We start from the raw sequence: 11785 nt of genomic DNA, 5'->3' as shown, positions 1-11785 counted from the left end.
TTTTCTGGCAATTCTTGATTAGGCAATTTGAATGTTCTAATTTTAACAAACTTACCACCAATAATTGTCTAAAATAGTAAGGCCGTACCGCTTACTATTTTTTCTTTTACTGCTGAAACAGTATCTTTGATTGAATGCGCAGTTGTATCTATAACATTTAATTCATAGATTCCTAAATTGGAAAATTGATTCCACATTGTTTCAACTAATTCAATATTTGTTTCTCTGTCTAACTTTGAGCGTTCGATAGCTCGCTTCATGGTTTCTTCTTTACTTGCCCTTAAAACGATATAGTGTACTTCATAATGCTCTTGAACAATGTTGAGCCACGGCTCTAAAAACCACGGTCCTACAATGCCATCTACAATTACATCATATCCACCACGAGCATATCGCTTCGCAGCTTCTAAAAACGCTTCAATGACAATCAAATTTTGCTCATTTGATTCTGGCAAATGCGGTGGTATTGCCCCTTTACTCAAATAATGATAAAAGTCATCTGTGTGCATATGTACAGACTTTTCCAAATCTGATTCTTTTGCAACAACAGATGCCGTTGTAGTTTTTCCTGTCCCCGGCGCACCTGTGATTACAATAATTCTACCTTGATTCATCTATATTTTACCTCCACAACTTCGGATTTATCTCGCTGATTTAGACGTATTGTACCATATTTTTGTGAATTTTTCAACTTAGCCACTTCGATTATACTCACGACTTAATAACTTCTTAAATACTTCCCGAAAAAGAAAAACTGCCATCCGTTAAGACAGCAGTTCCTTTTCGGCTGGTATGCTATTAAGAATACACAATATCGTTCAATACAATCTCATCTGCACAGGCTCGGATATTGTTCATCAATCCTATCCATTTCATCATATCCTTTCCTTTCAGTTCTTCCGTCACACCCTGCTTTCTTGCCATTTCCTTTATCAGATACTCCGCCATATCACACGCCGAAGTATCAATATCGGCAAGGTGTTCATATAACTTTCCGCTTGTAAGCAGATTGATATACAAGATTTTCCTGTGTTCCCTTAAATATCTTTCCCTCATTCTTCCGTATTTTGTGAGAGTGGGCGGTTCTTCGTTTTCTATCGTCAAGCAGGGATAGTAATAATCTCCGATGAGTTCGTACTGGATACCGGTTCTTTCGTCTGTAATAAATCTTTGCATTTTGATTTCTCCTTTTGCTTCTTATGGTAAAATTCCAAAGATTTTTCGTTGTGATTTTGTTTTTGACATTCTTCGGAACAGAATTTCTGCTGACTGTGTGTAGGCCAGTAGGTACTGCCACACACAGCACAGACACGCTGACGATAATAATGATTTCCTTTTTCTGCTTCTCTGTCGGCTTTCTTTTGGTCTTGCCTTGCCTGATAGCAACAATCCTTTGAACAGAATATCTGTCGGTTGCTTGTAGGTACAAACTCCTTTTGACAATGGGGGCATACCTTTGCTTTTACGATTTCTCCACCGTTTTCAGCGAGTTTTTTCGCCTTTCGCTTCTCTCGGTAAACTTTTTCACGCTCACGCTGTTTTGCCAGTCGTTCCATTTCAATCTGTTCTTCCTGTGCCTTGATTTCAGCAAGTTCTTCTTCTGTGTAGGCAATATCGACCTGCCCCACATAGTTGAAATAAATATCAACCTTTTGTGTCCTTGCTTTTCCCACACCCTCTGCTTCATAAACCACAATCTTGTCAATGAGTTCGGCAAACATCAAATCGGAAATTTCTGTCGGCTCTTTGCACTTGCGTATCAAAGAAATGAAATGCTTAATATCAACCGTATTCGCCTTTTCTTCGGTCAGTTCCTTTTGCATTTCCTCAATTTTCGTTTCCAGTTCAGCCTGCTCATCATCATACTGCTTCATTAGTTGCTTGTACTGTCTTTCGGGCAGTAATCCCGAAACAAGATTTTCATACAACCCACGAATAAGTTTTGACAGTTCATCGTATCGCTTCTGAAAACGCTGCAACTCCGATTTATTGTGCTTTGGCTTTTCTGTCTGCTTTTCGTTCCACAATACTTGAAGTTCCTTTGCAAAGGCTTCTTCGTCATTCAGAACAAATCTTGATAATCGTTTTACAGTCGATAATATCAAGGCTTCAACATTATCAGCACTAATCGAATGGGCAGTGCAGGAGTTTACTCTGCTGGCATACCCACCGCAACGGTAAGAATACTGTAACGAACGGTCTTTTTTACTGTAATGCGTTTGCAAGGTCATTCTTCTGCCACAGTCAGCACAGAACAGATAACCGCTTAAACGATTGCTGTGCGTTCCTCTTGCCGCTGTTCTGTTGGCTCGTTTCTTTCGCTTCTGAACGCTGTCCCAAAGTTCCTGCGAGATGATAGGCTCGTGCGTATTATAAAATACATACTGTTCATCTTCATCGGTATTTTTCCTTTTGTGCAGTTTGAAATTGGTGCTGACCGACTTACGCAAAACAGTATGACCAAGATATTCCTGTCTGCTCAAAATCGCTCTTATGGTTGACATTCCCCAAGTATATGGGTCTGAAAACTTCGTTCCATTATACTGTTCGGGGTGATATTCCTTTGCGTGTGCTGCCGGAATTAAAACCTTTTCTTCGGTAAGCAATTCAGCGATTGCTCTCGGACTTTTGCCCTCGTTGGCAAGCAGAAAGATACGCTTTACCACCTCAGAAGCCACAGGGTCAACGACAAGCGTTTGTTTGTCGGTTGCTAATCGGTTATATCCATAGGGAATAGAACCGCTACATCGCTTTCCGTCTTTCATACGGGCATCAAACACAGCCTTGATTTTATTGCTTGTGTCTTTGGCATACCACTCGTTCATTATATTCAAAAACGGGGCAAAGTCATTATCCGAAGCATTGTTGCTGTCAATACTGTTGTTTATTGCAAGAAAACGGACATCTTTCTGTGGGAACAGAACTTCCGTATAAAAGCCGACTTGCAGATAGTTTCGTCCTAATCGGCTCATATCCTTAACAATAATCGTTGCGACATTTCCTGCTTCTACTTCCTTAATCAGTTCTTGAAAACTCGGACGATTGAAATTCACACCCGAAAAACCATCGTCAGTAAAATGGCGAATATTCGTGAACCCATTTCTGCGAGCATAATCTTCCAAGTATTTCTTTTGGTTGGTGATTGAATTTGACTCACCATTGAGGTCATCATCTCTTGATAAACGCTCATAGAGTGCTGTAATCTTTGAAGTCCTTGACATTCTCTTATCCTCCTTTCTTTATGTAATCTGTTTTGGTATTAAAAGTATTACTCCCTCTACCAATAGGAGAAAATAGGGATACAAAGCGGAACTGTTTTTCAAAGAATCAAAAAAATATTTTTTGAAATTCTGCAACCGACTTTGATAACCTATTTTCAATTTAGGAACGCATTATTTATCGTCCTACTAAAGTATAGCCCTCTGGGGCAAGTTCCAGAGCCGTAACCGTTTCACCAAAGGTGGAAGCCCAACTGTCAAAGTGCTGCAAGCCGTTCTGCATCAGCGTGTCATACTGCAAGTACCGCTGAACAGAGTACAGCTCCACCATTGAATTTGAAATAGGCGTACCTGTTGCGAATATTGTGCCACGGTTTCCTGTGATTTCGTCCAGATAGCGGCACTTCATAAAGAGGTCAGAACTTTTCTGGGCTTCGGTCTGGGCGATGCCGCCCACATTCCGCATCTTGGTATAGAGGTACAAATTCTTGTAAAAATGGCTCTCGTCAATAAAAAGTCTGTCAATGCCGAGCTGTTCAAAGTCAATGACCGTATCCTTACGCTTGGTATCGTTGAGCTTGTCGAGCTTCGCTTTAATCCCTTTTCGGGTTTTCATAAGCTGCTTGACCGTGAACTGTTCGCCCCTGCTTGCCTGCACGTCGTCAATACCACGCTCAATATCATCGAGCTGCCTTTGAAGCTGTTCCCTCTGTCGTTCAATGCTCATCGGGATTTTTTCAAACTGGCTATGCCCAATAATGACCGCATCATAATCGCCCGTAGCGATACGGGAGCAGAACTTCTTGCGGTTGCCCGTTTCAAAATCCTGCTTCCTTGTCACAAGGATATTGGCACTCGGATAGAGCCGCAGGTACTCGGAAGCCCACTGACCGACCAGATGATTTGGCACAACGAACATTGCTTTATTACATAGTCCGAGCCGCTTGCTTTCCTGTGCGGCGGCTACCATTTCAAAGGTTTTTCCTGCCCCTACCTTGTGGGCAAGGAGCGTATTCCCGCCGTAAAGAATATGGGCGATGGCGTTGACCTGATGGGATCTTAGGGTAATCTCTGGGCTGATACCGCCAAAAGTGATATGGCTGCCGTCATACTCACGGGGGCGTACTGAATTAAAGGTATCGTTGTAGTACCGCACAAGGCGGTTTCGCCGTTCTGGGTCTTTCCATATCCAGTCCTGAAACGCCTGCTTGATAACTTCCTGCTTTGCCTGTGCCGCCGTGGTTTCCTTTGCGTTGAACACCGCTTTTTTGTTGCCGTGTTCGTCATACACATAGTCAAAGATACGGGTGTCACGCAGGTTTAGGGTGTCCTCAATAATACGATAGGCGGAAGCCCTCTTTGTACCGTAGGTGCTGTCCGCCTTTACATTTCCAATATCGGAGCTTTTGTTCTCAATAAACCAGTCGCCATTCATTGGGGTGTAGCGTACCTTTAGCCTGCCCATTGCATAGCTTGACGGGGTTAGTAACTCCACCACAAACCGCTGAATATCCTCCTGCGGTATCCAAGTCGTACCCAGACGGACAGAGATTTCAGCCGCAGACAGGTCTTTCGGTATGACTTGCTTTAAGGCTTCCACATTGACCGCAAGCTCTGGGTCATTCTTTGCTGCGGCTTCGGCAGTTAAGAGTTTCGCCCGTACATTCCCTGATAAATACTCATCGGCAGTCACATACCTTGCAGGCTCGGCGGCGGGGATACGGAAGATAACGCCCTGTAAATCGGCAATCAATTCTTCCTGTGTCTTACCCGTGAGCTGTTCCATAAAGGGTAAATCAACGCGGGCTTTCTCCCCGATAGACAGGGCAAGGGCTTCGCTCGCCATTTCCACGGAAGTGATTTCACGGTGGGGCTTTATCGTCCGTTTCGTAAACATATCCGCTTTCCGCTTGAAGTTTCCCTCATCGTCAAGCACCTCCAGAGAGCATAAAAGGAAGTAGCTCTCGTCTGAAGCAAAGGCAAGATAATTTCCTCGTCTGTTGATAAGCCCGTACTTTTTGGAAAAAGCATCATACAAGCGGTTTAGGTTTTCCTGCTCGGTCTGTATCATTTCCTCTGGGTAGTCCTCGGTCTGATACTCAATGAGCTTTCTCACACAGTCACGGATTTCGATTAACCCTTTGATACGGTTTTCGGCAGTCATAGATGCCGCCGCAGGGGTCATAATGTCATTCTCACGGAAATAAACTTTGCCGTCCACCAATGCAAAAGAGAAATTCCGCACATTGGGGTCAGCAGGGATAACCTCGTCCTGCTCATCGGAGATTTCGTCAATCTCACCCATATACTCTGGTATTTCTCCCTGAATGTTCTGGACAGCGTTGTGCAAAAGCTCTGACAAAGGAATATCCTGATAGGCTTTGCAGGCACTATCCATTCCAAAGCGGGTGCTTTCCATTTTCATTTCACCCAAAATCATCTCTGGGTGCTGCACAAAATAGCTGTTCATTGTGATGCCGTTCTCATCGGTATCGAGGTGTACCCAGTCAGGCTCTATATCCGTAATGCGGTCACGCTTCTGTAAAAAGAGAATATCGCTTGTGACCTCCGTGCCTGCGTTTGCTCGGAAAGTGTTATCGGGAAGCCTGATTGCTCCGAGTAGCTCAGCTCTCTGGGCGATATACTTCCGCACCTCTGGGCTTGCCTTATCCATTGTACCTTTAGAAGTAATGAATGCCACCACGCCGCCTGTTCGCACCTTATCGAGAGCCTTTGCAAAGAAATAGTCGTGGATAAGGAATTTCTGGGCATTGTAGCGGCTGTCATTGACCTTAAAATCTCCGAAAGGTACATTGCCGATAACCACATCAAAGTGGTCGTCTGGCAGCTTCGTTTCCTCAAAGCCCTGTACGGCAATGTTCGCTTTTTGATAAAGCTGCCCTGCAATTCTGCCTGTGAGTTCGTCGATTTCCACGCCGTGGAGCTTGCTGCCTGCCATACTGTCGGGAAGCAGACCAAAGAAATTGCCCGTGCCGCAGGACGGCTCTAAAATGCTGCCCTCTGAAAATCCCAGACGGTCAAGGGCTTCATACATTCCCTTAATCACAACGGGCGGCGTATAGAACGCCGTCAAAGTGGACTCCATCGCCGCACGGTATTCCTCTGGCGACAGGCTTGCGTAAAGCTCCTGAAACTCGTTTGCCCACGCTGCGTTATTCTCGTCAAACGCCATTGACAGACCGCCCCAACCAACATATTTTGAAAGGGTTTCTTGTTCTTCGGGCGTGGCAAGACGGTTTTCAAGCTCCAGTTCGTGCAAAAGGTTGATTGCCGCCATATTGTTATGGAACTTTTCTTTTGCACCGCCAACGCCTAAAGTATCCTCGGTAATGCGGTAGTTGTGTCGTAAAGCAGAGGGAACGGCAGACTTCTCAGCTTTTTCTTCGGGCGGTAGCTCTGGCTGTTCCTGCTCCAAAAGACTTCGGATATAGCCGATTTTCTCCACTCGGTTAATAGGGAAACCTACGCTGTCCTTAAAAGTGATGTCACGCATTGACACATCATCGCTGACTTTCCCAACGCTTTCAATGAGATAGCGGCGGTTGTCTATGACGATTTCCTTGCCGATAAGGTCAGAAGTATCCTGTTCTTGTCTGCTTCGCTCTGCATCTTTCTGGGCGAACAGATTGACATTATTTTCGGCACTATTTAAGGTGTCTGCATATTCCTGTGCTTCTTCCTCAGTTTCAAAGGTCTGATAAATACCGCCTACATCATAATACTGTCCGTCTTGTCCCTCTGGTATGCTGTTATCCCGTATGATAAACGGGTCTGCAAAGGCATCGGAAGTCTGCTCTACGGTGTAATGGGGTACTGCACGGTTAGAAGCAACAGGTATGCCTTTTTCTTTCGCAAGCTCCTTAAAGTCTGACAGAGTATCCGCATCCATAACCATTCCGACCAACTCGCCGTTTTCATCAAAGTTCATCGCTTCATCAATCAGAAAATGGTAAAACTCCGTGCCTTGCCACCGATTTTCTTCGTCTCTCGCAACAATAACACCGTTTTCATCGGACAGACCAATATCGTCCATTTTCATCTGCGAAAGCACATCTCGCAGAATATCAATTTCCCTGTCTGTAACTGAGCGTGTTTCCTCGGCAGGGACAAACCATTCCTTTTCAAAGGACATTATCTCGTCAAAGAGCTTTCTGTCCTCTGGGGTCAGGTCTTTGTGCTGCTCCAGATACGGAATAAACACATCACGCCCCCAACGCAAACTTTCCATCTTCTCACGGTAATAGTCCTCGCCCTGCTTTTTCCACTCTGGGATAAACGGGCAGTCTGGGGAAAGGGAATATTCATAAAAGTTCTTGATATGGGCAATTAAATCGCCCTCGCCGTCGCCAATATCAAACCGTCCATCATAGTGGAAGTCCTCGCCGCCAATAGTAACGGTTATATCAAAATCCGTCTTGTGATACCAACCGACATTATCATCGCCCTCACGCTCACGGTGCTGCTTTTCGTCCAGAACGCCGAGCAGATAATTACCAAGGGCAAAGCTCAAATCGGTGTAGCGGTCATTAAACTGCCTGTCATAAAAGGCAGGGTGTTCCGAAAATCCGATAGAAAACTGGATGCCGTCTGGCTTTTGTTCAGGCGGTATTTCCGTTTTCTGTTTCTCGGTCACAACGACCTTTAAGTGGTCGTTGGCAGGGTTTTCCTTTAGCTTTTCCTCAAAGTCTGCCCGACTAAGTTCCTTGCCGAACAGTGGAAACTCTGGATTACGCAGAGAAACGGCATTTTCATCGAATGCCACAACCTCGTATTTATCGGCACCGATATATACCACATCGTCCTCATGGTAGAGATAGCGAAGCGGATATAGCTCCAGAAGCTCCTGCGAAAAACGCCACGCATTGCTGCGGCTGTAAATATCAGAAGTCTTACCCTGTACCAGAGCAAGAAAGTCAATGAGCTGCTGAACGGTGGCAGGGTCAGATAAATGCTGTTCCATCTGCTCAGCGGTCACATCGGCAAGGTCGTTTCTGTTTACATTTTCAAGCAGACTTTTTTCGTAACCGTCCAAGTCACGGATAAAATCGGACAGCCGCAAAGAGAGCGTATCCCGTTTATCAGCAGGGGGCAGGTCACGGTGGGCATCAATAAATCTCTGCCTGTTCACTTTCTCCTGCGTGTCGATTTCATACTGCGGAGCTTCCACGCTCTTTAGATATTCGGGATAGTGGTCTTTCTCTTTTTCATTCAGATAGCGGTTATTCTTTATCAGCTCACGCAGCCGCTTTTCCATCTTACTCCAAGAGAGGATAAGGTCTGGATTGGTGTATGAGCCATGCTTTTCAATGTGGATACCTTTGCCATCGTGGGACTGACCGCCTTGCGTTCCGTCTGGGAAGTAGTGCGTACCGCCGCCGATACCATACTCATTTTTGAGAAAAGTGATATTATTTTTGCTGTCCTCTTGTTTCTGGAATTGACGGTAAATGCGGTACTTGCCGTTTTGAAAACCGCTTCCTAATAAAAGAACAGAGTCAATATCCTCCTGAGAAATAGCAAAAGCAGAGGATTTTTCGTCCTCTGCTTCAGCTATCATTTCAATCTGTTCCTCTACGGTAGGGAGATTAGCCCTGACCTCTGTTTCATTGGCGATGCTTTCCTCGGCGGGGTATGACCTGTCTAATTGTAAATCAGCTCTGTCAGTATCACTTCCTCCGCCTGACTGCGAATATTGTTCATCAGTCCGCCCCACTGCATCGGGGCTTTCGCTTTCAGTTCCTCGGTCACGCCCTGTTCGGCTTGTAGCTGCTTCGTCAGAAGCTCCAACCGTTGTAGTGCTGTCTGTTCTGTCTGGTGCAGATGTTCGTTCAGCCTGCCCGTTGTCAGCAGGTTGAGGTATGTCACTCTCTTGTGCTGCTCCAGATAATCCCTGTGCATCAAAGCGTATCTGCCAAGCGGAAGCTCTGGCTCTGTCGCTAATGTCAGGTCGGGAATAAGATAATCGCCCTGTTTGGTGTAAGTGATTTCGTTCATTGTATTTGCTCCTTTCGGGTTGTTCTCTGCCTATATCATACCGAGCCTGCGGTTTCGGTACAAAGGTGCGATTTTGGGTTTTCTCTGCCATTTGCACATCTCGGATAGTCAGGGAGATTTCCCTGAGTGCCATTTCCGCAATATCGCTCGTTGCAATACCGAGGGCGTTAATGGTGGCAGGGGTATTAAAATTGATAATATCCTGAAAATCCTCACGGTCAAAAAACTCGCCCGTGTCCAGACCGCAGCGGCTGATCAGCATAAAAGCAACGCTGTTTGCTGCCAGCCGCTTATATATGACCTCTACATTGAAATCGTCCAGTTCTTCTAAAAAGCTGTCCTTTGTGCAGTCCTTTAACTGTGAAAAATAATCTGGAAGATTGTCCTCAACAGCGTTCTTTGCCGTTTCCATTAAGACAGAAGCAAGATCAGAGCCTTCCACCTCTCCAAACCTATCCGAGAGCCTTTCCATAACAGCCTGCTCGTATTGCTCATTCATCTGCCATATCGGAACGGGGCGGCTGCCATAATACCCTTCGTGCGTATCTGACACATCAAAGTAATATTTCAGCGTGTTCCTGCGACCTTTCGGGTTAAAGACCGCTATGCCTTTGCTGTCCTTATTGACCCACCGCCGAAACTGTTTGTTCCAAGTTTCAAGCTGTGCCACGGCAACGGCATCAGGGCGTTGGGCATAGATTAGGAGCTGTTCGTCAAAGCGGCATTTATAGTTGCGGCAGGCGGCAGCTAAAAATCCCTGCCACGCCTGCGGATTTTTCGCAACGGCAACACCTGTACGCCAATACAGCTCTGTGATTAGCTGATACTTCGCAGCCATTAGGTTTTCACCTCCTTATAGATTTATTTTGGGTCATTCATTGGCATCGCCGCCAAAAAGGAAATGACCTTGTTTGCCTTGATACTTTTTTGCAGGTCATTGATAAGGGAAATATCCGCAACCGTAATACCCTGCATTGAGAGAATATCGTCCATTGTCATAGCGGCAATGGCTTTTTCATCGGTAAAACCTGCTTCCAAAATCTTGTTTAAGACCTTGACCGCTTTCTGGTTTACTGCCATTTGTCAGTCCTCCTATCGTTCTAAATCCTTGTGCTTCGGGGCTTTTTCCTGCCCCTTGACTTTGGCAAGGGCTTCTTTTGCCCAATCGGGCATACATTCGGGCTTGATTTCCCCAAGCACATCGTACCTTTCCCATCTGGCTCTTTCGCCCGTGGCAAGGCAAGTACCAAACACCGCCTGACCTCTGCCGCCTGTTGCACCGTTGCCGCCCTCTGCCAAGATAAGCTGATAGGCAGGGTGCTGATATTCATACCGTTTCGGCTCGGCATTGAGAACGACGACCTTGCCAACGATATTGCTTTTATGGTCGTCAGGAATACAATGCTCCTTTGTGAACACGGCTTTATCAAAAGGAAACTTTGACAGCTCGGCTCTGGTGCGGTCAATCTGAGATTGTACCCGTTCCGTGAAAATCTCCATTGCTTCCAGATAATCATCGGAAGCAACGCCCTCAGTTGCCCACGCTGCTGACAGCGGATTGTGGTAGTCGCAGTAGCAGACTAAAAAGGGATACTGTTCCTTTTTATCCACGGCAAGCACAACCTCTTTATCCCCAACATAGATGCTTTGGGTCACTTCATAATTACCGAGCATTCTTTTTTCTTCACTCATTCGGCTGCTCCTTTCGTTCTTTTTTCGCTTTCTGCTCGTCTAAAATCTTGCGGATACAGACATCGCAGAAAATAACTGACCCGTCCTTATATCGGGGATAAGGACAGGTCGTACAGTCATATTTCTTTTGCTTATCGCTCACGGTCATCACCATTTTTCTGCTTCGGGGCAGCTTGATTGTACGGCATACGGCACTCCGTTTGATACCGTTCATTCAGCTTCTCCCGTGCGGCAGAAATATCATTGCAGTAGTAGCCCCAGAAATAGTTATCGCCGCCCTTACAGTACCAACACACATAAGGGTTAGGGGCATTAGGGTTATGACCGATGACAAGCTCGTTACTCCCGATAGTACAGCTCTCTATGATTTCATAGCCCCCATTGGAGCGTTTTTCTTCGTCCATAGACACCTCTCATTCTTTGGCATACTTCCGATATGCCTTTTCGCCTGTTGCCCGAAGCCGCTGCATACGGGCGTTGCCTGACAGTTCTGGGTGCTTCGCCTGCAATTTGCGGCGTGTCCTGCTGACACTTTCAAAGCTCGGCAGACCGAGATATTTATACTGTGTCATTATTTCCGCAAGGGGGATTGCCCCCGCATCTTTCAGGCACACATTACAAAGGGCAAGGTACAGCACCATATCGTCATTTCGGGCATCTTCGTCCTTTTCCAGAATAGCCCTGACTTTCTTTTCAACGGTCTTTAAGTTCCGCATTGGATACCTCCATATATGGAAAGAGGGCGGCATATTTCAGCCGCCCCCGTTCCTGCATTTTATGGGTCACTTATTCTTTCTGTGACGGATATTGAGCCAGAGTGCCGCACCGCCGATAAAGACGACAAGCACGATGGCAATGAT

The 11785-nt window shown here is 45.9% G+C and carries 9 protein-coding genes; all 9 read right to left on the bottom strand.

What is annotated here, in order from left to right; genetic code table 11:
* Positions 1-68 precede the first annotated feature (68 nt).
* The 9 genes from DXB92_RS10410 to DXB92_RS10370 all read right to left on the bottom strand — a co-directional run bounded on the left by DXB92_RS10410 (position 69) and on the right by DXB92_RS10370 (position 11641).
* Positions 69-614, bottom strand: a complete 546-nt coding sequence (locus tag DXB92_RS10410) for an AAA family ATPase (RefSeq protein WP_004452869.1) — start codon at positions 612-614, stop codon at positions 69-71.
* A gap of 184 nt (positions 615-798) precedes the next feature.
* Positions 799-1176, bottom strand: a complete 378-nt coding sequence (locus DXB92_RS10405) for a TnpV protein (RefSeq protein WP_032511034.1) — start codon at positions 1174-1176, stop codon at positions 799-801.
* Entirely contained in the window at positions 1101-3221 is a 2121-nt protein-coding gene (locus DXB92_RS10400) for a recombinase family protein (RefSeq protein WP_004452872.1), read from the bottom strand. The genes DXB92_RS10405 and DXB92_RS10400 overlap by 76 nt, the downstream gene beginning before the upstream one ends.
* Positions 3222-3396: 175 nt before the next feature.
* Positions 3397-8199, bottom strand: a complete 4803-nt coding sequence (locus tag DXB92_RS10395) for an LPD25 domain-containing protein (RefSeq protein ID WP_242986645.1) — start codon at positions 8197-8199, stop codon at positions 3397-3399.
* Positions 8200-8879: 680 nt separating this feature from the next.
* Positions 8880-9233 (bottom strand): TnpV protein, encoded by a 354-nt coding sequence (locus DXB92_RS14165; RefSeq protein ID WP_242986643.1) that lies wholly within the window; start codon positions 9231-9233, stop codon positions 8880-8882.
* Between the two features lie 861 nt (positions 9234-10094).
* Positions 10095-10313, bottom strand: a complete 219-nt coding sequence (locus tag DXB92_RS10390) for a hypothetical protein (RefSeq protein ID WP_117688253.1) — start codon at positions 10311-10313, stop codon at positions 10095-10097.
* Positions 10314-10325: 12 nt separating this feature from the next.
* Complete coding sequence (locus DXB92_RS10385) at positions 10326-10925, bottom strand: hypothetical protein (protein ID WP_015522523.1); 600 nt, start codon at positions 10923-10925, stop codon at positions 10326-10328.
* Positions 10926-11056: 131 nt separating this feature from the next.
* Entirely contained in the window at positions 11057-11329 is a 273-nt protein-coding gene (locus DXB92_RS10375; RefSeq protein WP_117688250.1) for a hypothetical protein, read from the bottom strand.
* 9 nt (positions 11330-11338) lie between these two features.
* Entirely contained in the window at positions 11339-11641 is a 303-nt protein-coding gene (locus DXB92_RS10370; RefSeq protein ID WP_117733812.1) for a hypothetical protein, read from the bottom strand.
* Positions 11642-11785 lie beyond the last annotated feature (144 nt).

Origin of the sequence: Ruminococcus sp. OM06-36AC (genome assembly GCF_003438725.1) — a bacterium.
Classification (GTDB): domain Bacteria; phylum Bacillota; class Clostridia; order Oscillospirales; family Ruminococcaceae; genus Ruminococcus_C; species Ruminococcus_C callidus.
This window is presented reverse-complemented; position numbering and strand designations above follow the sequence as displayed.

Bases quoted from the DNA above. Each gene is read 5' to 3' on its own strand.
- DXB92_RS10390 (WP_117688253.1), bottom strand. From the start codon at position 10,313: ATGGCAGTAAACCAGAAAGCGGTCAAGGTCTTAAACAAGATTTTGGAA.
- DXB92_RS10370 (WP_117733812.1), bottom strand. From the start codon at position 11,641: ATGCGGAACTTAAAGACCGTTGAAAAGAAAGTCAGGGCTATTCTGGAA.
- DXB92_RS10375 (WP_117688250.1), bottom strand. From the start codon at position 11,329: ATGGACGAAGAAAAACGCTCCAATGGGGGCTATGAAATCATAGAGAGC.
- DXB92_RS10385 (WP_015522523.1), bottom strand. From the start codon at position 10,925: ATGAGTGAAGAAAAAAGAATGCTCGGTAATTATGAAGTGACCCAAAGC.
- DXB92_RS10410 (WP_004452869.1), bottom strand. From the start codon at position 614: ATGAATCAAGGTAGAATTATTGTAATCACAGGTGCGCCGGGGACAGGA.
- DXB92_RS10400 (WP_004452872.1), bottom strand. From the start codon at position 3,221: ATGTCAAGGACTTCAAAGATTACAGCACTCTATGAGCGTTTATCAAGA.
- DXB92_RS10395 (WP_242986645.1), bottom strand. From the start codon at position 8,199: ATGGAACAGCATTTATCTGACCCTGCCACCGTTCAGCAGCTCATTGAC.
- DXB92_RS14165 (WP_242986643.1), bottom strand. From the start codon at position 9,233: ATGAACGAAATCACTTACACCAAACAGGGCGATTATCTTATTCCCGAC.
- DXB92_RS10405 (WP_032511034.1), bottom strand. From the start codon at position 1,176: ATGCAAAGATTTATTACAGACGAAAGAACCGGTATCCAGTACGAACTC.